Origin of the sequence: Phenylobacterium aquaticum (assembly GCF_022695515.1) — a bacterium.
Classification (GTDB): domain Bacteria; phylum Pseudomonadota; class Alphaproteobacteria; order Caulobacterales; family Caulobacteraceae; genus Phenylobacterium; species Phenylobacterium aquaticum.
The window spans coordinates 17,855-37,030 of the sequence record NZ_JALDPT010000040.1 but is presented as its reverse complement, the minus strand read 5'-3'; the positions used below and the strand labels follow the sequence as shown (position 1 = coordinate 37,030).

The 19,176-nt window shown below is 67.9% G+C and carries 18 protein-coding genes; 9 read left to right on the top strand and 9 right to left on the bottom strand.

The genetic code is table 11. The features are described from left to right. Positions 1-36: 36 nt before the first annotated feature. The 3 genes from MQH10_RS22350 to MQH10_RS22340 form a co-directional block, all read right to left on the bottom strand. Positions 37-1,851: an alkaline phosphatase family protein gene (locus MQH10_RS22350; RefSeq protein WP_242566194.1), complete on the bottom strand. Its 1,815-nt coding sequence runs from the start codon at positions 1,849-1,851 to the stop codon at positions 37-39. Positions 1,852-1,932: 81 nt separating this feature from the next. After that, a complete protein-coding gene (locus tag MQH10_RS22345; RefSeq protein ID WP_242566193.1) occupies positions 1,933-2,361 on the bottom strand; it encodes a hypothetical protein in 429 nt (142 codons plus the stop codon). Next, positions 2,253-3,674: an alpha/beta hydrolase gene (locus MQH10_RS22340; protein WP_242566192.1), complete on the bottom strand. Its 1,422-nt coding sequence runs from the start codon at positions 3,672-3,674 to the stop codon at positions 2,253-2,255. The genes MQH10_RS22345 and MQH10_RS22340 overlap by 109 nt, the downstream gene beginning before the upstream one ends. A 176-nt stretch (positions 3,675-3,850) precedes the next feature. Between MQH10_RS22340 and MQH10_RS22335 the strand changes: the two genes are divergently transcribed. Then, positions 3,851-5,041 carry a M48 family metallopeptidase gene (locus tag MQH10_RS22335; protein WP_242566191.1) on the top strand — a complete coding sequence of 397 codons (1,191 nt, stop codon included), beginning with the start codon at positions 3,851-3,853 and terminating at the stop codon, positions 5,039-5,041. Between the two features lie 161 nt (positions 5,042-5,202). Here MQH10_RS22335 and MQH10_RS22330 read toward each other — a convergent pair whose 3' ends face one another. After that, a complete protein-coding gene (locus tag MQH10_RS22330) occupies positions 5,203-6,324 on the bottom strand; it encodes a beta-ketoacyl-ACP synthase III (RefSeq protein ID WP_242566190.1) in 1,122 nt (373 codons plus the stop codon). Positions 6,325-6,622: 298 nt separating this feature from the next. Between MQH10_RS22330 and MQH10_RS22325 the strand changes: the two genes are divergently transcribed. From MQH10_RS22325 to MQH10_RS22310, 4 genes are all read left to right on the top strand, one after another. Continuing rightward, entirely contained in the window at positions 6,623-7,132 is a 510-nt protein-coding gene (locus MQH10_RS22325) for a porin family protein (protein WP_242566189.1), read from the top strand. A 184-nt stretch (positions 7,133-7,316) separates the two neighbouring features. Further along, a complete protein-coding gene (locus MQH10_RS22320) occupies positions 7,317-7,571 on the top strand; it encodes a hypothetical protein (RefSeq protein ID WP_242566188.1) in 255 nt (84 codons plus the stop codon). Further along, positions 7,568-7,855, top strand: a complete 288-nt coding sequence (locus tag MQH10_RS22315) for an outer membrane beta-barrel protein (RefSeq protein WP_242566187.1) — start codon at positions 7,568-7,570, stop codon at positions 7,853-7,855. Before MQH10_RS22320 ends, MQH10_RS22315 begins: the two co-directional genes overlap by 4 nt. 174 nt (positions 7,856-8,029) lie before the next feature. Beyond that, positions 8,030-8,872, top strand: a complete 843-nt coding sequence (locus tag MQH10_RS22310; protein ID WP_242566186.1) for an aldose 1-epimerase — start codon at positions 8,030-8,032, stop codon at positions 8,870-8,872. Positions 8,873-8,881: 9 nt separating this feature from the next. Here MQH10_RS22310 and MQH10_RS22305 read toward each other — a convergent pair whose 3' ends face one another. Next, positions 8,882-10,903, bottom strand: a complete 2,022-nt coding sequence (locus MQH10_RS22305; RefSeq protein ID WP_242566185.1) for an SPFH domain-containing protein — start codon at positions 10,901-10,903, stop codon at positions 8,882-8,884. A gap of 206 nt (positions 10,904-11,109) precedes the next feature. Then, positions 11,110-13,518, bottom strand: coding sequence for a TonB-dependent receptor (locus MQH10_RS22300; protein WP_242566184.1), 2,409 nt, complete (start codon positions 13,516-13,518; stop codon positions 11,110-11,112). 374 nt (positions 13,519-13,892) lie between these two features. On the opposite strand from MQH10_RS22300, the gene MQH10_RS22295 reads away from it, so the two are divergent. Both MQH10_RS22295 and MQH10_RS22290 read left to right on the top strand, forming a co-directional pair. Continuing rightward, on the top strand, positions 13,893-14,300 hold the full coding sequence (locus tag MQH10_RS22295) for a hypothetical protein (RefSeq protein WP_242566183.1): 408 nt from the start codon (positions 13,893-13,895) through the stop codon (positions 14,298-14,300). Further along, a complete protein-coding gene (locus MQH10_RS22290) occupies positions 14,281-15,189 on the top strand; it encodes a sterol desaturase family protein (protein WP_242566182.1) in 909 nt (302 codons plus the stop codon). Before MQH10_RS22295 ends, MQH10_RS22290 begins: the two co-directional genes overlap by 20 nt. On the opposite strand, the gene MQH10_RS22285 is transcribed toward MQH10_RS22290, so the two are convergent. Then, a complete protein-coding gene (locus tag MQH10_RS22285) occupies positions 15,186-16,025 on the bottom strand; it encodes an SDR family NAD(P)-dependent oxidoreductase (protein WP_242566181.1) in 840 nt (279 codons plus the stop codon). The two genes, MQH10_RS22290 and MQH10_RS22285, sit on opposite strands and share 4 nt — an antisense overlap. Continuing rightward, positions 16,022-17,038: an aldo/keto reductase gene (locus tag MQH10_RS22280; protein WP_242566180.1), complete on the bottom strand. Its 1,017-nt coding sequence runs from the start codon at positions 17,036-17,038 to the stop codon at positions 16,022-16,024. Before MQH10_RS22280 ends, MQH10_RS22285 begins: the two co-directional genes overlap by 4 nt. A 53-nt stretch (positions 17,039-17,091) precedes the next feature. Here MQH10_RS22280 and MQH10_RS22275 point away from each other — a divergent pair, with 53 nt between their 5' ends. Continuing rightward, on the top strand, positions 17,092-17,547 hold the full coding sequence (locus tag MQH10_RS22275; RefSeq protein ID WP_242566179.1) for a MarR family winged helix-turn-helix transcriptional regulator: 456 nt from the start codon (positions 17,092-17,094) through the stop codon (positions 17,545-17,547). A 5-nt stretch (positions 17,548-17,552) separates the two neighbouring features. Here MQH10_RS22275 and MQH10_RS22270 read toward each other — a convergent pair whose 3' ends face one another. Then, entirely contained in the window at positions 17,553-18,137 is a 585-nt protein-coding gene (locus MQH10_RS22270) for an NAD(P)H-dependent oxidoreductase (protein WP_242566178.1), read from the bottom strand. Between the two features lie 85 nt (positions 18,138-18,222). On the opposite strand from MQH10_RS22270, the gene MQH10_RS22265 reads away from it, so the two are divergent. Next, positions 18,223-19,110: a LysR family transcriptional regulator gene (locus MQH10_RS22265; protein WP_242566177.1), complete on the top strand. Its 888-nt coding sequence runs from the start codon at positions 18,223-18,225 to the stop codon at positions 19,108-19,110. The last annotated feature ends 66 nt before the right edge of the window (positions 19,111-19,176 follow it).

The following is a 19,176-nucleotide window of genomic DNA, read 5'->3' as shown; positions in this document are numbered from 1 at the left end:
CTGGACCCCGGCCTTCGCCGGGGTCAGCGGATAGGCTTACGGCTTCAGACCCACCACGCGGCCCGGCATGCCGGCGGCGTCGACATAGGGCGTGGGCCCCACCTGCTGCATGTCGAGCTTGGTGACGAAGCCGTTGGCGGCGACCGCCGAGGTCAGGGTGCGGGCGGTGACCTTGCGGGGTTTGCCGTCGGCGACGAGCGCCTCGCCCATCACCCGGCCGCGGGCGGACCCGGCGCTGGGCAGCTTGATCCCCAGGATGTGGGCGGTGGTGATCGCCAGGTCGGCGTTGCTGACCGGGGCCGGATCGACGAAGCCCTTGCGGAAGTCGGGACCGACAGCGGCCATGAAGTTGTGGGTGTCCTGGCGGCTGACCGTGCCGTGGATGCCCTGGCCCTGGCGCAGATCGGTGTCGGCCACCTCCGCCGCGCAGATCTCCGGGCGGTCGCAGCCGGTGGTGAAGCTGCGGAAACTGACCACGATGGAGGGCCGGGGCGTGCGCGCCTTGCCGGTCAGGCCCACGGCGCTCAAGGGCAGGGCGCCGGCCTGGGGGCCCAGGGCGTCGTCGACGAAGATCGCGCCCGTATAGTCCTGCTCGGTCAGGAACTTCACGACCCGCGGGGCGAGCGCCTTGGCGTCCGGACCCGGCAGATAGATCAGTTCCGCGCCGCCATTGGGGGCCAGCACCACCTGGGGCGCGCTCGGGTCGGGGCCCAGCAGGGCGCCGCGTCCGGGGTGGCCGCCCTTGGCCGGATCGACCAGAGCGCCCTTGCCGTCGTGGATCGGCAGGTCGAGCGCCTTGGCCAGGTCGATGGCGACGAAGCCGGCGGGCAGGTGGCCGGGCGTGACGTCGGGATAGGTCAGCTTGGCGGCGGCGCTGGTCTCGCTGGCCTTCGACGCGACGGCGACGCCGTGGTCGGCGGTGATGATGATGTCGGTGGTCGCCTCAAGGCCCGCGGCCTTCACGGCGGCGCGCAGGGCGGCGAGGTCGTCGGAGGCGTTGCGGATCGCCGCCAGGCTGGTCGGGCCGTTCACGCCAGGCGTCAGGCTGTTCAGGCTGTCGCCCTGGTTATGCTGGGTGCCGTCCGGGTCGCGGGACCAGAAGACCAGGACGAAGGGCTTGTTGGCCGCCTTGAAGCGCGGCAGCAGCACCTTGGTCGCCACGGCGGAGAACCAGTCCTGCTGGACGCGGTTGGGAACCAGGGTGCCGGGGGTGTCCTTGTCCCCGTCGCGGGCGTTCTCGTCACGGTTGGGGGTGACGGGTTCGAGACCCGCCGCGCGGATGGCGGCGGTCAGCTCCGCGCTCAGCGGCAGGCCGCCCGTACGGCCGGTGATGTCGTCGATGACGATGGTCCCGGTTCCGTCGCGCGACAGGGCGTCCTGAATGGCGGCGGGACCGTGCTTGCCCAGCACCGCGGTCTGGAAGCCCTGGTCATGGGCCGCATGCAGCAGGCTGATCTCGTTCAGGTAATTGCCGCCGAAGCGGTCGTTCATCACCCCCAGGACCGGGTCGCTCTCCAGGCCGGGCAGGGCGGAGCCGACGGGGGCGGGCAGGGGGCGACCCACATAGAGGGTGTTGCCGAAATTGCCCGTGTCCCCCAGCCGATGGCCGGTGGAGATGGCCGAGGCGTTGGCCGTGGTGACGGTCGGGAACAGGGAGTGGCTGTTCCTGAAATCGACGCCCTCGCTGCGCACGGCGGCCAGGGCCGGGGCCGTGGTCTCGTCCACGATCTCCGAGCGCAGGGCGTCGGCGACGAACAGGATGAGGTTGTGCTGGGCCGGCGGCGCCCCGTGATGCAAGGAGGCGCCCATGCCGATCGCCGCGGCCATGCGGCCGAACCAGGACAACACCATCTAAGACCCCTCAAACGCTGAGGGTCTCCTCAAGCCTATTCGCAGCCCCGGTTCAACCGCGCCAATGTGAAATCGACGCGATCAGTAGCGCCAGCTGGTCAGATCGGCCCCGGGCGGGGCGGTCTTGGCGATCCGGTCCATGATCTTGGGCACGTACTGGGTGTTGTAGTGCAGCCGCGAATAGGCGTTGGGCTGGGTGGGATCGCCGTTCCAGCAATGCTCGGCCCGCTGGCCATAGGCGATCTCGCCGCCCCAGGCCGGGTTCTGCAAAGCCTCCAGCTTGTCCTGCGCGAAATAGACGGAATCGGTCAGGAAGTAGTTGTCCCCCAGGCCGACATAGATGTGCAGCTTGCCGGCGAGCTTCGGCCCCAGGGTCGCCCAGTTGCGGGCGACGATGTCGGTCAGGTCGTAGTGCTCCTTCCAATAGGCGGCGACCCGCGGGTCGATGTCGCCGGTGACCTTGTCCCAGATGGGGGCCGGATAGCCGTCGGCGCCTTGGGGCCCGAACACCGCCTGCCAGATGTCGTATTGACCGCCCGAGCGGCCGCGGTCGCCGGCCACCAGCTCCTGATAGTTGGAATCCCGCTGGGTGGAGCGGATCTCGCCCAGATAGTCGCGGATGGCGGGGCGCTCGACCGACTGGGCCGCGCCTGCAGGGCGTAGGCGTTCTTGTCGGCGTAGATGTTGACGATCGTATAGGCGCGGAAGTCGATCGGGTCCGGGCAGGCGGCGAAGGCGCCGTTGTACATGTCCGGATAGAAGACCTGGGTCGCCATGGCCTCCCAGCCGCCGGTCGAGCCGCCATAGGTGAAGCGCGCCCAGCCCTGGCCCAGGCCGCGGAACTGCTTCTCCACCTCGGGGATCAGCTCGTAATTGATGGCGTCGCCATAGGGGCCGAGATTGGCCGAGTTCACCGCGTAGCTGTCGTCATAGTACGGGTTGGCGTGGTCGATCTCGATGACCAGGAAGCGCGGGAAGTCCGGCGAGATCCACTTCTGGTAAAAGGCGTAGGCCTCCTGCTGCTGGATCTTGTTGTAGCCGGCCAGGTGGAAGCGCTCGGAATAGTCGGGCTGGAGGTTCGGATCGGGCGGGGTGGTGCGGAAGCCCGAGATGTCGTCCGGGAAGTGGCCGTGGAAGACCATCAGCGGATAGTGCGCCTTGGGATGGTCGGCGAAGCCCTTGGGCAGCAGGACGTGGGCCCCGAGATAGACCGGCCGGCCCCAGTACTTGGAGAGCCGCTCGCTCTTGATGCGGATGTGCTTGACCCATTCAGTGTCGGGCTTGGGCGTGATGGCCGGCATCTGGCGGTCGAGGCTGATGGCGATGCGCTGCGGGCTCGACGGGTCCCGGTGCAGGCGCACCGGGGTGGAATAGAGATTGCCGGGCTTCTGGGTCCACTGCTGGCCCTCGCCGCGATCCGGCGGCAGCTTGACCACCGAGCCGTCGGCGCGATGGAAGGTCTCGTAGCGGTTCAGCACCACCTGGACGGTGTAGTCGCCGGGCTTGAGGTCCGACAGCTTGCGGGTCGGCCAGCCGAAGGCCGTGTCATCGATCGTAATCGTCTGGCCGGCGGCGACGCCGTCGACGGTCATGCCGAACATGAAGGGCGAATCGAGCGCCGTCTCGGGCGAGACCTGCTGGCGCGGCTCGGTCCCGGTCTTGGTCGAGATCAGCAGGATCAGCCGCCCGTCGATCGGCTGGGCGCCCGCCGTGGCGGGCACGGTGATGGCGACCGACAGCGCCGGCGCGGCCTGGGCCTGGCCCGTCATCCAGGGCAGGGCGACCGCCACGAGAAGTCCCGCCCAATGTCCAAACCGCCCCATGACCCGTCCTCCTGATCCGCGCGCCATGTTGTCGGGTTCAGGCGGGGATGCAACTGGAGAGGCCGATCTCGCGCGGGATCATCCCGGGGCGGTCGAAGCCTGTCGGCAAATTCACCTGACAAGTCCGCGAAAAGCTGGCCTCTTCCCGTCGCAGTGGCGCCTTCGGGGGAGACAAGATGGCCCAGTTCGATCCGGCGGCGGCGACCGCCGCCTATCTGGCGGTGCTGACGCCCGCCCAGCACGCCAAGGCCCAGGCCTATACGCAAGGCGGTCACTGGCTGCTTCTGTGGGGCGCGATCGTCGCGGTCGTGGCCTCGTGGCTGGTGTTGCGCTCCGGCGTCCTGGTCCGCGTGCGGGACGGGATCGAGAAGGGCTCGCCCAAGCCGGTGCGGGTCGCCTTCGCGGTGCTGATCGTCGATGCGATCCTGGAGTTCATCCTGAACCTCCCGTGGAGCGCCTATTCCGACTGGTGGCGGGAGACCGCCTATGGCCTGACCAGCCGGTCGTTCGGCGGATGGCTGGGCGAGCAGCTGGCGGCCGGCTTGATCTCGGCCATCCTCTTCACCCTGCTGCTGGTCGGGCTCTACACCCTGATGCGCAAGGCGCCGAAGACCTGGTGGCTGTGGGGCTCGGGCGTCGTGGCCCTGTTCTTCGTCGTGGTGATGATCCTGGCGCCGGTCTTCATCATGCCGCTGTTCAACAAGTACCAGCCGGCGCCTCCCGGCCCGGTGCGCGACGAGGTGGTGGCCATGGCCAAGACCGTCGGCGTGCCGAGCGACAAGATCTTCATCTATGACGGCTCGAAGCAGTCCAACCGCTACACCGCCAATGTCGCCGGCCTGGGCTCGACCTCGCGCATCGCCATGAGCGACGTGATGTTCAAGAAGGACGCCGACATCGCCGAGGTGCGCGGCGTGGTCGGCCACGAGATGGGCCATTACGTCCACGCCCACGTCTTCATCTTCGCCGCGCTCTACGCCCTGCTGGCCCTGGTGGGCTTCTTCATCATCGACCGGGCCTTCGCGCCGGTGGCGCGGATGCTGGGGGCCAAGGACGTGCGGGGGCTGTCCGACCCGGCCGGCTTCCCGATCCTGGCGATCCTGCTGACCGTGCTGGGCCTGATCTCGACCCCGATCCGGGTGTCGATCACCCGCATCGCCGAGGCCGACGCCGACACCTTCTCGCTGGAGCACTTCAACGAGCCGGACGGCCTGGCCAAGGCGCTGGTCAAGACCATCGAATACCGCGCCGCGACGCCGTCCAAGCTGGAGGAGGTGCTGTTCTACGACCACCCCTCGGTCGGCAGCCGGGTGCGCAAGGCCATGGACTGGAAGGCCGCCCAGCAGAAGGTCGACGGGGTGAGCTGATCCGGGTTCCTCCCCCGCTGGGGGAGGTGGACCGAAGGGCCGGCAGGGGCCGCCCTCGAACGAGGGTGGTTGCGGCGGAGAGGTTTGAACCGTCCCTTTGGTCCGGCCCCCTCAGCCGGCTGCGCCGGCAGCTCCCCCAGCGGGGGAGCAACCTCGGCAGCCTACCGCTTCTTCACGAACACCGTGCCGGCGGAATAGCCGGCGCCGAAGGAGCAGATCAGGCCGGTCTCGCCGGCGGCGAAGTCGTCATTGGCCTTGTGGAAGGCGATGATTGAGCCGGCCGAGGAGGTGTTGGCGTATTCGTCCAGGATGATGACGTTCTCTTCCGGGGTCGGGTCGCGGCCCAGGACGCGCTTGCCGATCATGACGTTCATGTTGATGTTGGCCTGGTGCAGCCACAGGCGCTTCAGGCCCGTGGGGTCGAGGCCCAGATCGGCGGCGTGGTCGACGATCATCTCCGAGACCATCGGCACCACCTCGCGGAACACCTTGCGGCCCTCCTGCACGAACAGCTTGTCCGGCGCGTCGATCCCTTCCGGGGCTGTGCGGTTGAGGAAGCCGAAGTTGTTGCGGATGTTGTTGGAGAACACGGTCTTCAGCCGCGTGCCCAGGATCTCCCAGCCCTGGCCGGGCGTGGCGTCCTCGGCGCGCTCGACGATCACGGCGGTCGCGACGTCGCCGAAGATGAAGTGGCTGTCGCGGTCGCGGAAGTTCAGGTGGCCGGAGGTGATCTCCGGATTGACCATCAGCACGGCGCGGGCCGAGCCCGAGGCGATGTAGTCGGCGGCGGTCTTGATGCCGAAGGTGGCCGAGGAGCAGGCGACGTTCATGTCGAAGCCGAAGCCGTCGATGCCCAGCGCCTGCTGGATCTCGATGGCCATGGCCGGATAGGCGCGCTGCATGTTGGAGGCCGCGCAGATCACCGCGTCGATCTGGCTGACGTCCTTGCCCCAACGGGCGATGGCCTCGCGGGCGGCGGCGACGCCGATCTCGGCGAGGACGGAGATCTCCTCATTGGGACGCTCGGGGATCACCGGGCGCATGACGGCCGGGTCGACGATGCCGGACTTGTTGACCACGTGGCGGGACTTGATGCCCGAGGCCTTCTCGATGAACTCGACGGAGGAGGGGGTGAGCGCGGCGACCTCGCCGGCCTCGATCGCCTGGGCGTGCTCGGCGTTGAAGGCCTCGACATAGGCGTTGAAGGTCTCGACCAGCTCGGCGTTCGAGACGCTGTCCGGCGGGGTGTAGAGGCCGGTGGCGGCGATGACGGCGTGATGCAAGTTCTCGAACTCCGCAGATCGGGCCCCGGTGGCTTCCCTCGGGGCGTTGGGAGGGGAGTGATAGCATGACCGTCGCAGAGGTCAGCCGCCTTGTGCCGGTTCTTGAGGCGTGGCGCGTCCAGTCATAGGCGGGCGGCGGTTGAGTCTTTCGGTCAATTGCGCGCCCCTGGTGTGGCATTCCGGAAACACACGCAACCGGAAGTAATAAAAATACCTCCTGCGATATTTTCGAATTGGCGAGTCTCGCTAAGCGAGCATTCGCGCGCCTCCGACGCGCCAATCAAAGGGAATGTCTCACATGAAGATCATCGTCGCCGCCGCTGCCGCGGCCCTGGTGCTGGGCGCCGCCTCCGCCGCCACCGCCGCCGACCGCCACTCGGGCGTGTACGGAACTTTGGGCTATCAGGACTCCGAGGGCCTCGCGGTCGTCCAGGCGCGTCTCGGCTATCGATTCGAGAAGTATGTCGGCCTTGAACTCGAAGGCGGCCTCGGCGTGAAGGACGACACGGTTCAGGTGTCCGGCGTGAACGTGAAGCTGAAGGAAGAGAACCAGAGCGCCGGCTATGTGGTCGGCTTCCTGCCGGTCTCCGACAAGCTCGACCTGTTCGTCCGCGGCGGCTACGGCCGCGCGCATCTGAAGGCCTCGGTCCCCGGCTTCTCGGCCTCGGCGGGCGCCAATGACTGGGCCTATGGGGCCGGCGGCCAGTACCTGTTCGACGGCAAGAACGGCGTGCGCGTCGAGTACACCAAGTTCAGCTCGGGCGACTATTCCAACAGCTGGTCGGTGGCCTACGTCCGCCAGTTCTAAACCTGAGGGGGCGCGGGCTGTGAGCCCGCGTCCCTGTCCGGGAGCGTCCTGCGCTCCGGCTTACGCATGTCCGGCCCGCCACAATATTACCTCAGGCTGTCGACGAACCGTCCTTGTCGCGCCGCGTTTGGGGACGATCCAGGCGTCGCTGAGGGGCTGATGCGTAAGTACGGAGTACAAGAAAATGAAAGCTCTCATCGCCACCGCCGCGGCCGGTCTTCTCGCCGCGACCCTCGTCCCCGCTGTCGCCTCGGCCCAGGACCTCTCGCCCGTCACCGGATACGGAACCCTGGGCTATGCGGCCTCTGAAGCCAACGGCGTGAACCTCGGCGCCCTGCAGGGCCGGGTCGGCGCCCGCTTCGGGAAATATCTGGGCGTGGAAGGCGAAGCCGCCTTCGGCGTCAACAATGACAAGACCTATGTCGCGGCGCGCCCGTGAAGGTCGACGAGACCCGCCAGATCGCCGCCTATGGCGTCGGCTATCTGCCGGTCGCCCCCAACGCCGACCTGTTCGTCCGGGCCGGCTACGGCAACACCAAGCTGAAGGCCTCCGTGGCCGGGACCTCGGCCAGCAACGACGGCGATTCCTGGAACTACGGGGTCGGCGGCCAGTACTTCTTCAACGACAAGAACGGCGTGCGGGCCGACTACACCCGCTACGACTTCGTCGACAACGGCCCGAAGGCCAACGTCTGGGCGCTGTCCTACGTCCGCAAGTTCTAGATCGGACCTGGGGCCCGCCGAGGCCCCGGGCGAACGCTTTCCCCAACCCTCCACGCGTTCGCCGCAGCCGCCGGCCTTCCCCCCACCGGCGGCTGCACCTTCGGCCGGCCCCCTTCCTCCAGCCCAGGAAGGGGGCCTCTTCTTTTAGGGCCCGCCGCGGGGCAAGGTTCGAACATGGATTCGGACATCCGGCTTCACCGCGGAGACTTCGCCTGCACCCTGCGGCCCAGGCTGGGCGGGGCGATCACCAGCTTCACCTGGCGCGGCGTCCCGCTGCTGAGGCCCGCGCCCGACGCGGCCCAGGTCACCGACTGCGCCTGTTTCCCCCTGGTCCCCTTCGCCAACCGCATCGCCCACGGCCGGTTCAGCTTCGAGGGGCAGGACGTCGTGTTGCCTGTTCCGCCGGCCGATGGGCCGCACGCCCTGCATGGCCAGGGGTGGCGGGCCGCCTGGGAGGTGGTCGATCAGGCCGAGGATCGGGCGATCTGGGACTATCATCATACCCCGGACGCCTGGCCCTGGGCCTATGAGGCGGTGCAGGGCGTCGATCTGGTGGAGGGCGGGATGGACTTGACCCTGTCCCTGTGGGGCCGCGGCGAGACCGCCATGCCCGCCAGCCTGGGCTTTCACCCCTATTTCCCCCGGTCGGGCGCCACCCAGCTCAGCTTCTACGCCGAGGGGGTGTGGACGACGGACGCCGACGCCCTGGCCGTCGAATGGGTCGAGGACGCGCCGGAGATGGACTGGATCTATTCCGGCCGCCTGCCGGAGGGGCTGGTCGACCACTGCTACGGACCCTGGGACGGGCGGGTGCTGATCGCGACGCCGGAGGGGCGGCTGACCCTGACCAGCGACGCGAGCTGGCTGCAGGTCTATGCGCCGCCGGGGGCGGACTATTTCTGCCTTGAGCCGGTGACCCGCCCGCCCGACGGGTTCAATCGGGCGGACGGGACCGACGTGGTGACGCCGGGCGGGCTCAAGCTCCTGAGCCTGGAACTTAGGTTCGAGCCCGACTGACGCCAGGCCCTAGGCCTTGGCGGTCTCGGGCTCCGGCGCGGGCGCCGGCGGCTCGCCGTCCAGCACCGACAGCGGCAGGTCGAGCTTTTCGGCCATGAGCAGGGTCATCAGGGCCTGGAGCACGCCGCCCGAACCGCCCTGAGCGCCGCCGGCGATCTGAACCTTGGGCACCACGTCCACGCCGGAGGTCTCCAGCGCCTCTGCGAAGCGTTCGGCGACCTGGCGGGCCAGCTGGAAGCGCGGACCGCCGGAGGCCGCCACCTGGCTCTCGATGGCCTTGGCCTGGGCCAGACCCACCTTGGTCACGCGCTCGGCCTCGGCGGCGGCCAGAGCCACCACCTTCTTGGCCTCGCCGGCGCCCAGGAACTGCATCTGGTCGGCCTCGGCCCGGGCGAGCGTCCGGGTCTGTTCGGCCTCCTGCTCGGAGCGGGCGAGGTTGGCCCGGCCCTGGTTCTGCTGGACCTTGATGGAGAGCTCGGACTCGGTGATCGCCGTCTGCTGCTTGGCCTGGGCCTCAGCCTCGCGCAGCTCGCGCTCCTTCTGGGCGGCGAGCTTCTGCCGCTCATAGGTGCCGACCTGCTCGTCGGCGATCTGGCGCTGGCGCAGCTGCGTCAGGATGCGTTCGATCTGGTCGTCGCCGGCGGCGTTGGGCCGGGGCGTGCCGATCAGCACCTCCTGCAGCTCAAGGTTATAGACCCCGAACTTGGCCTTCATGTCCTCGGACGACAGGGACTGGATCTGGCTGCGGTCCTGCAGGAGCTCGATCAGGGTCCGGGTCTGGCCGATGTTCTTGAAATAGGCCGAGACCATGGGATCCAGGGTCTGCTCGACCAGGCGCTTGATGTCCCCGAACCTCTGGATGACCAGCGGCGCCTTGCGATAGTCGATGTGCACGACGACCGAGACGGGCAGGGTGGGTTCGAAGGCGTCTTTGGTGATCAGGGACACCTCGGCCAGGTTCTCGTCGAACTTGTGCGAGCCGATGGCCTGGGCCTCCCACTTCAGGATGAAGTTGGTGGTCGGCACCATGGTGATGCGGCCGGCATAGGTGTTGAAGGCGTACTTGCCCGGCAGGAGGGGATCGCTCCAGACGCCGCGGCGCCCGGTCTCGACCAGCTCGCCATGGCGATAGCCCTCGCCGGAGGTGTCGACGCCGGCGGCGCCCGTATAGGAGACCACCACGCCCACCTGACCCACCTCGATCACGGTCTTGGCGATGCGCTCGACCGTGGCGAACAGCCGGTTCACATAATAGGTGCCCTCGACCAGGACCTGCAGCTGGCGACCCTTGCGCCCGCCGGCCGCCAGGAACTTCTCGGGCTCCTGGAAGCTGTTGTGGAAGGTCTTCGGATCGGCCGGATCGGCGCCGACCGCAGGCGCGATGATCTCGCCCGAGGCCAAGCCGGGGCCGTCATGGACGGTGACCACGCCGATCTGATCGTCCGCGTCCTTGATGACCACGGGCTCGAAGCCGTCGCGGGCCTCGATCACCTCGGCCATCTGGTCGAGCAGGGCGGTGTCGGCGCTGCTGAGCTGCAGGGCGAAGGTCTCGTCCTTCGTCACCACGACGAACTGGGCAAGGTTGATGGCGTAGGAGCCCTCGCGCAGGATCTTGCGCTGCGGGCCCTTCTGGCCGCCGCCTTCCAGGAAGGCGCGGGTCTGCTGGAAATCGGTGTCCTCGGCGTTGGCGGCCAGGGCCTGGTCGGCGCTGAGCGGCCGGCCGTCGCGGGCGAACACATAGCCGATCCGGCCCTGGGGAATGGTCACCAGGGGCTGGACGTGAAGCCGGTACTGGAACGGCACGAAGAAGTGCAGCCCGCCGCGCAGAACGTCAGGCTGAAAGCCGGCCTCGCCGCTCAGCGCGATGATGCCGGATCGGATGGAGCCGGTGGGGCTCCAGAGCTTCTCGACGATCGCGACGCGATCATTGCCGATGTAGCGGATCATGCCGGAGGCGGCGATCAGACCGACCAGCAGAAGCGCGAGCACAAGCGCGCCGAACCACGGCGCGTACACCCAGAGATTTGTCATGATGTCCTCGGAAATCGCGAGTTCTGGCGTTCATGCGCCCCGCTCGCGTGGAGGAATTATAGGATCAACCTCAGGGCGATCTAAGTGAAACCGGAAGGCGATCTCGGAATTGTGAAGCTTGAAAAGTTATACAGTTTCAAAAGAAGAGGCCCCCCTCCGTCGCCGGAGAGGGGCCCCTGATCTCGGTCTAGGCCGAAGCCTGGATCCTAGTACTTCACGCGGAAGGTCGCGCCGTAGGTCCGCGGGGCGGACGGGAAGGCGCCGATCGAACCCGACTGGTAGGTCGCGTCGTAGGCCACTTGATAGTAGCGCTCGTCGGTCAGGTTCTGACCCCAGAGTTCCACGGCCCACTTCTCGTCCTGCGGGCCGACGCTGAGGCGCGCGTTCCACAGGGTGAAGGCTTGTTGGGTCTTCAGCGGGTTCAGGTCCGAACCCGTGTTGTAGGCCGAGGTGTACTTGGCCGAGACGCTGGCCTTGCCGACCAGGTTCTCGGTCAGGTCATGCTCGTAGCTGGCGGCCGCCGAGGCGGACCACAGCGGCGCGAAGGACAGACGCGATTCCGGCAGACGCGAGGTGGCGCCCAGGATCGTGCGGTCCTTCTTCGAGTACTCGGTTTCGGCGTAGGTGACACCGCCCTGCAGGGTCAGGCCCGTGATCGGGAAGAACACGAAGTCGGCGTCGACGCCCTTGGAGGTCACTTCCGGGATCGAGATCACGGTGAAGGCCAGGCCGTTATAGGCGTTCAGCTGGAAGTCCGTGTACTTCTGATAGAAGGCCGTGGCGTTCAGCAGCAGGCGACGATCGAACAGGGTCGACTTGACGCCCACTTCGTAGGAGTCGGCCGATTCCTTGGCGAAGTCGGTCTTGGTGATCGGCTTCAGCGAGTTCGCCGAGCCGGCCACGTAGGTGTAGGCCAGACGGTCGAGGTTGAAGCCGCCGGCCTTGTAGCCGCGGGCGTAGGACGCGTAGGTCATGACCTGCGGGTTGAAGCGGTAGGCCGCCTTCACCGTGCCGGTCAGGGCGCCTTCGCTCAGGTCCTGGCTGGCGGTCAGGTTGTTGAAGTTCGGGTTCTGATAGGTCTGGCAGACCGCGTTGATCAGAGCCGCGGACAGAGGCTTGGCCGAGATGGCCGCGCAGCCCTTGCCGCCGTCGGTGTTGCCGTAGAAGGCGTCGACGCCCTTGTTTTCCCAGGTGTAGCGCAGGCCGCCGGTGAGCTCGAGCTTCGAGGTCAGCTGGTAGGAGGCGTTGCCGAACAGGGCGAAGCTTTGTTCGCTCTGATTGTACTGGTCACGCTGGCCTTGGCCGTTGGCGAAGGTCGTGCCCGCGGCGTTGCCGGTCACGGCCGGGATCAGGCTGGAGCTGGCGCCGCCGGTGAGCAGCAGGCTGACGAACTTCTCGAAGTCCGCGCCGTAGAGGGTGCCGACCTTGGAGGTCAGGTCTTCATGGGTGAAGAACGCGCCCGCGGTCCAGTGCAGCTTGTCGGTGTTGCCGGCCAGACGGAATTCCTGGCTGAAGGTCTTGAAGCCGGTGCCGACCCAGTTTTGGTCCGACCAGATGATGTCGGCGGTCGACAGATCGGATTCCGCGCCCGAGTGGGTCTGGAATTCGCGATAGGCGGTGATCGAGGTCAGCTGAACCGCGCCGAGGTCGTAGTTGACTTCGGCCGAGACGCCCTTGTCGGTGATCTTCTTGCGGGTGTCGCGGTTGGCGTAGGCCTTGTAGTCGTCGAAGGCCGGGGGATTGGCGACCGAGCCCGGGAAGGCGGCGGCCATGACCTTGGTGACGGCGCCGTTGATGACCTGCAGCGAGGTGCAGCAACGCTCATCGCGCTTGGTGTAGTCGACGCTGACATTGATGTTCAGGGCGTCGGTCGGGGTGAACAGCAGCTGGCCGCGGGCGGTCCAGTAGTTCTGGTCGTTGTCGGTGCTGAACGTGCGCGGACCCGAACCGGTCACGACGTCGACGAAGCCGTCGCGCTCGCGCTTGGACACGAACAGGCGGCCGGCGACCTTGCCGTCGACGATCGGGCCGGTGACGCCGGCGGAGATGGCCTTCAGATTGTAGTTGCCGACATTGGCTTCACCTTCGGCGCCGAACGAGAATTCCGGGCGCTTGGTGATGACGTTGATGACGCCGGCGGTGGCGTTCTTGCCGAACAGGGTGCCTTGCGGGCCCTTCAGGACTTCGACGCGTTCCAGTTCGCCCAGGTCGCCGAAGCCGACGCCGTTGCGGGGGCGATAGACGCCGTCGATCACGATGCCGACCGAGCTTTCCAGGCCGATGTTGTCACCGACGGTGCCGACGCCGCGGACGCGGGCGGTGGTCGAGGTCGAGCTGGTGGTCGAGGTCACCGTCAGACCGGGGGTCAGGATGGTGAGGTCCTTGATGTCCTTCACGCCGTTGGCGCGCAGGGTCGCGCCATTCACGGTGGTGACCACGATCGGGACGTCTTGCAGGTTCTGAGTGCGCTTTTGCGCGGTGACGACGATTTCGTCGACGGTGTGCGGCGCGGAGTCCGAAGACGGCGCGGCTTGTTGAGCCTGGGCGCTGGCGGCCCAAAGGATCGAAATCAGCGCAACCGGCGCCGCGCTCGTAATGAGTCGAGCTCTAGACATAGTATTCCTCCCGAACGTGTTTTGATGCCCGGCATGAGACGGGGAGGTCCCTTTTGCAGCCGAGCCGAGGGCCCTTTAGGGGCGATTCCGCTTCAGAGGAAGAAGTTGACGCAACGGAGGCGTTGCAATTGACGCAAAGTGGGAAATAGGCCGCACATTTGAAAGTTGTGTCAAAAATCGTTGGTATTTAAGGGCTGGAAGCGCCTCTAGGGGTGGCGGTTCTGACAGCGCGCACGCCTTGATGGCGCCGCAATTTACGGGGCGCCCGGAGGGTTTTGACCAACCGGTGTGTTGTCGGCGCCCACCCTTGACGCGAGGGCCCCCGGCGTCGGACTCTCCGGCCCAGGACCATTGTGCTGGCCCTGGGGGGAATTGTGATCGACAGGGCCTATCTCATTCAGACCGCCGGCTCGGCCGTGGCGGTGGGCGTGCTGATCGCCATCGCCGCCTGGGCCAAGATCGCCAAGCCCGCGCCGCCTCTGTCGGACGCCCGCGCCCGGGCCCTGTTCGCCGACGAGTTTCCGGGCAAGGCGCTCGACCGGCTGTGGGTGGCGGTGGATGGCCGCGGCGCGCTCGCCCGCTCCGGCGCCTCGGCCCTGGTGCTGTGCGAGGTGGGCGACGGCTATGTGGCCCGCCACATTCCCTGGGGCCAGGCGCTGGCCTCGACCTTCAAGGACGGGGTGCTGCGGCTGGACCTGGCGGACATCGCCGCGCCCAAGGCGACCCTGGCCTTCGAGACCTGGCCGCCGGCGGGCTGGTCTGATGCTGACCCCGCCCTTTGATCCCGTCGCCCTGGCGGTGCCGTTCTTCGTGCTGGCGATCCTGCTCGAGATCCTGCTCGCCAAGGCCCGCGTGGCCCACGCCTATTACGAGACCAAGGACACCTTCGCCTCCCTGGGCATGGGGTTCGGACGCAACATCTTCGGGATCCTCACCGCCGGGGTCACGTTCGCCGCGACGATCTGGGTGTGGAACCACCGGATCTTCACCGTGCCCTTCGACGCCTGGTGGGGCTGGGTGGCGATCTTCTTCCTCGAGGACCTGACCTATTACTGGTTCCACCGGCTGAGCCATGAGCGGCGGTTCTGGTGGGCGGCCCATGTGAACCACCACTCCTCGCAGCACTACAATCTGTCGACGGCGCTGCGGCAGACCTGGACGGGCGGGCTGTCCGGCACCTGGCTGCTGTGGCTGCCGCTGGCCTGGCTGGGCTTCTCGCCGGCCCAGATCGCCATCCAGCAGGGGATCAGCCTCGTCTATCAGTTCTGGATCCACACAGAAGCGATCAAGCGGATGCCGGGCTGGTTCGAGGCGGTGTTCAACACACCCTCGCATCACCGGGTCCATCACGCCCGCAACCCGCGCTATCTGGACCGCAACTATGCGGGCATCCTGATCATCTGGGACCGGATGTTCGGCACCTTCGAACCCGAGCTCGACGCCGAGCCGCCGCGCTATGGCATCGTCAAGAACCTGGCCGACTTCAACCTGCTGCGGGTGGCGTTCCACGAGTGGATCGCCATCGGCAAGGACCTAGCCGGGTCGCGCAGCCCCCGCGAGGTCTTGGGCTATCTGTTCGGCCCGCCCGGCTGGAGTCCCGACGGCTCGCGGGAGACCAGCGCCATGCTCAAGGCCCAGTGGCGGTCCGACGAGGCCCGGTCGGAAGGCTAGGGCAGCAGGCCCAGGCGCCGGCCGATCGCGCGGTCGGCCATGCGGGGCGGCAGGTGGCTGAGGATGAAGTGCTGCACGGGGTTGGGGGCCACGGTGTAGCGGGTCTTGGGCTTGGCCGTGGTCAGGGCCTTGGCCACCACCTTGCCCAGGGTTTCGGGCTCCAGGCCGCCGGCCCCGTTCATGAAGCCGCGGACCTTTTCCAGCGCCGGGAAATAGGGCGTGTCGCGGTACGGGCCGATATCGACCTCCTGGGCCTTGCCCCAGATGGCGGTCTTCACGGCGCCCGGCGCCACCACGATGACATCCACCCCGAACAGCAGCAGCTCGCGGCGCAGGGCGCCGGAGAGACCTTCGAGGGCGAATTTCGAGGCGTTGTAGGGGGCCATGAACGGGGTCGAGCTGCGGCCCCCGACCGAGCTGATATTGACGATCCGGCCGGGCTGGCCCTTGCCGTCGGGGCCGACGCTGAGCAGGGGGGCGAAGGCTTGGCTGACGATCACCACGCCGGTGAGGTTGACCTCCATCTGCTGGCGGAAGTCGGCGATGGGCAGCTTGAGCAGCGGGCCCGCCACCGCGATGCCGGCGTTGTTGACCAGGCCGAACAGCGGCTCGCCGCCGAGCGCCTGGCGCACCTGCTCGGCGGCCTGGCCCACGGCCCGCTCGTCGGTGACGTCGAAGATCAGGGGGACGAAGCTGGGGCCGAATTCCTGGGACAGCCGCTCGGCGTCGGCCGGCTTGCGGACCGATCCGAACACCCGCACGCCCTGGCTGATCAGGACCTTGGTGACGCCCCAGCCGATGCCGGTGGAGACGCCCGTGACGACGACGCTTTTCATGTCCGCAATCCTAGCTGTTCGATCTGGGTGAGCTGATCGGCGGGGAGGGGGCCGGCCGCCTCCGCCGCCAGGGCCTGGGCGAGCTCGGCGCGGTTCTTGACCCCGAGCACCAGGGTGTCGACGCCGTCCATGCCCAGCGCATAGCGGTGGGCGATCAGGGCCGGGTCCTCGCCCCAGGCGGCGCACAGGTCGCGGAACGGGGCGGCGCGCGCATAGTCGCGGGCGTCCGGGTGGTTGGGCGACAGGGGGCGGTCGATGGCGGTGGTGAGCGCCCCGGCCTGGACCGCGCGGATGCCCATCACGCCGACGCCCCGGGCCTTGGCCGTCGCCAGCAGGGGGCGCGGGGCGGCCGGCTCGGCGAAGCGTCGGATGCCGCCAGCCGAATCCAGCAGGTTGGTGATGATCTGGACGACGTCCGGGCGCGGCGTCGCGCTCAGGGCCGCCTCGATCGACTGCGGCACGCCGATGCCGGTGATCCCCCAGGCGCCGATGCGGCCCTGGGCCTTCAGACGCTCGAAGGCGGGAATGACCTCGTCGCGATAGATCGACCAGCGGGTGGAGAACTGGTAGCGCGCCGCGTCGCCATGGGCGTAGGCGTAGTCGTCCGGGGCGATGTTGGAGTGCAGGAAGAAGACATCGACCCGTTCCAGGCGCATGGCGGCCAGGCTGGCGGCGAGCGAAGCCTCAAGCCGCGCGGCGGCCTCGCCGGGCGGAGGCGAGCCCAACTGGCATTTGCTGGTGAAGCGAAGGTGGGCGGGCGGGGCGCCAGCGAAGGTCTCGCCGACGATGGCTTCGCAGTTCAGATACATCGGCGCGGTGTCGATCAGGGTGATCCCGGCCTCGACCGTGGCGTGCAGGGTGGCGCGGGCTTCCTCGCGATCGGTGGGCCCCCAGATCTGGCCGATGCCGCCGCCGCCCAGGGTGAGGCGACTGACGGGCCCCAGGGGGCCGAGCGTTGCGGTCTGCATCCGGTTCGCCTTCTTATTTATTCCGATCATCGGAATATCGGACATTCGGAATTTCTGTCAAGGCGATGTAAACTGTCGCCGACCCTAGAGTTTGGCCGATGACCGACACTGATTTGCCGCCCGACGACGCGCTCGCCCTGGCCCTGGCCCAGGGCATCTCGTCCCTGATGCGCCAGTTCAAGCTGGAGCCCGGCCTGCTGGCCGGCAGCGTCTATGCCGACTTGCACGTCAATGACGTGGGGCTGCTGGTGGTCCTGGCCGAGCCCGGCGACTGGACGGTGCGCGGCGTGGCCCAGCAGCTGGATGCGCCGGACTCCACTGTATCCTCGGCCCTCGACCGGCTGGAGGCCCGCGGCCTGATCGCGCGCCGGCGGCGGACCAGCGACCGGCGGGTGATGGGGGTCGAGGTGACCGAGGAGGGCGCCGCGCTCGCCGCCCGCCTGCGCGCCGCCCAGCTGGACAACAGCCGCCAGATCCTGGCCCGCCTGTCGCCGAAGGACCGCGAGACCATGGTGCGGCTGATCACCGAGGCGGCTGCGGCCGACGGACGTTAGCCCCGTCAGGCCGCGCGCTTGAACCAGCAACGCCGCGGCCGCTCAGCGGGGATCAGCGCGGCGAAGGCGGTCAGGCGCTTGAGATAGCGGTCAGCCAGTCGCTCCATCCCGGCGGCGTCCAGGCGATCGGCGGCATAGGCGAGGAAGGGCTTGTTCCAGACCAGGGCGCAGCGATTGGCCATCGCCTTCAAGGGCCGCAGCAGCTTCGCCAGGGGATAGAGGTTGGCGCCTTTCGAGGAATAGGCCCGGGGGACATTGCCGGCGGTCGCGGCGATCAGCAGCGGCTTCCCGGCCATCCGGGCGCCTTCGGTCTCGAAGGCGATGTAGTACATCCGGGTCAGGACCTCGTCTTGCCAGGCCTTCAGCAGGGGCGGGGTCGAGTACCATTGTACGGGAAACTGCAGGACGATGCGGTCCGCCGAGAGAAGGGCGGCCACCTCGGCGTCGGTGTCGATCCGGCCGTCGGGATAGAGGGTGTAGAGGTTGCGGACCTCCACGCCCGGCAGGGAGGTCGCCGCGTCGAGCATGACGCGGTTGGCCTTGGAGGCCGAGGGGCGCGGATGGGCGAAGAGGATCAAGGTCTTGGTCATGGGGGCTCCTGAGTTGATGAGCTCAGGGTGTAGCTTGGCCGATTATCTGTCGAAGCGATCATTTGTATGATCTATAATTCACGCAATGAATTTACGCGCGCTCGACCTGAACCTGCTCGTGGTGCTGGACGCCCTGTTGGACGAGTCCCACGTGACCCGCGCCGCGGACCGGCTGGGCCTGTCCCAGCCCGCGACCTCAAGCGCCCTGGACCGCTGCCGCCACCTGTTCGGCGACCCGCTGCTGGAACGCGTCCGGGGCGGCATGCGATTGACCCCCCGGGGCCAGGCCCTGCGCGACCCTCTCAAAGCCTTGCTGGCGCAAGTGTCGGGACTGGTCGAGCCTGTGAGCCCGGATCTGTCTCAAGTCAGGCGAACCCTGCGGCTGAGCATGGGAGATTATCCCGCCGTGCTGGTCGCCCACGAGCTGCGACGGCGTCTGCAGGTCTCGGCGCCGGGCATCGACCTGGTGATCCTGCCTTGGAGGGGCGGGGCGGACGCCACAGAGTCGCTGCGTCGCGGCTTGACCGATCTCGCGATCTCGGTGCTGCCGTCGCTGGATGATGATTTCCGCCGTCGCGATCTGATGGCGGAGACCTATGTGGTGGCCATGCGCCCGGATCACCCGGCGGCGGCGGCGTTCGACCTCAAGGCATGGCTGGCTTGGCCGCATCTGCTGGTGTCGGGGCGCGGCGAAACGCGTAGTCCCCTGGACGACATGCTGGAGGCCCAGGGACTTCACCGGCGGGTGGGGCTGGTGGTCCCGAGCTTCATCATGGCGCAGGCCCTTTTGCAGGACTCTGACCTGATCGCCATGGCGCCCAGCCGGGTCGCCCGGGACCGGCGCGACATGGCGGTCTTCCCTCCGCCCATTCCGGTCGAGGGCTTCACCCTGCACATGGGTTGGCACCGCCGCGCCGACGGCGACCCGGTCGTCCAGCACGTGGCGGGCCTCATCCAGCAGATCCTGGGCTAGGTCCGGCGCCTCAAGCCTATTGGCGCCCACCGTGTCGCGGTCCAAAGTGATCATTGTTCAGGCGAC

Bases quoted from the DNA above. Each gene is read 5' to 3' on its own strand.
- MQH10_RS22290 (WP_242566182.1), top strand. From the start codon at position 14,281: ATGCTGACCCCGCCCTTTGATCCCGTCGCCCTGGCGGTGCCGTTCTTC.
- MQH10_RS22320 (WP_242566188.1), top strand. From the start codon at position 7,317: ATGAAAGCTCTCATCGCCACCGCCGCGGCCGGTCTTCTCGCCGCGACC.
- MQH10_RS22285 (WP_242566181.1), bottom strand. From the start codon at position 16,025: ATGAAAAGCGTCGTCGTCACGGGCGTCTCCACCGGCATCGGCTGGGGC.
- MQH10_RS22325 (WP_242566189.1), top strand. From the start codon at position 6,623: ATGAAGATCATCGTCGCCGCCGCTGCCGCGGCCCTGGTGCTGGGCGCC.
- MQH10_RS22265 (WP_242566177.1), top strand. From the start codon at position 18,223: ATGAATTTACGCGCGCTCGACCTGAACCTGCTCGTGGTGCTGGACGCC.
- MQH10_RS22270 (WP_242566178.1), bottom strand. From the start codon at position 18,137: ATGACCAAGACCTTGATCCTCTTCGCCCATCCGCGCCCCTCGGCCTCC.
- MQH10_RS22310 (WP_242566186.1), top strand. From the start codon at position 8,030: ATGGATTCGGACATCCGGCTTCACCGCGGAGACTTCGCCTGCACCCTG.
- MQH10_RS22305 (WP_242566185.1), bottom strand. From the start codon at position 10,903: ATGACAAATCTCTGGGTGTACGCGCCGTGGTTCGGCGCGCTTGTGCTC.
- MQH10_RS22280 (WP_242566180.1), bottom strand. From the start codon at position 17,038: ATGTCCGATATTCCGATGATCGGAATAAATAAGAAGGCGAACCGGATG.
- MQH10_RS22335 (WP_242566191.1), top strand. From the start codon at position 3,851: ATGGCCCAGTTCGATCCGGCGGCGGCGACCGCCGCCTATCTGGCGGTG.
- MQH10_RS22275 (WP_242566179.1), top strand. From the start codon at position 17,092: ATGACCGACACTGATTTGCCGCCCGACGACGCGCTCGCCCTGGCCCTG.
- MQH10_RS22340 (WP_242566192.1), bottom strand. From the start codon at position 3,674: ATGGGGCGGTTTGGACATTGGGCGGGACTTCTCGTGGCGGTCGCCCTG.
- MQH10_RS22300 (WP_242566184.1), bottom strand. From the start codon at position 13,518: ATGTCTAGAGCTCGACTCATTACGAGCGCGGCGCCGGTTGCGCTGATT.
- MQH10_RS22350 (WP_242566194.1), bottom strand. From the start codon at position 1,851: ATGGTGTTGTCCTGGTTCGGCCGCATGGCCGCGGCGATCGGCATGGGC.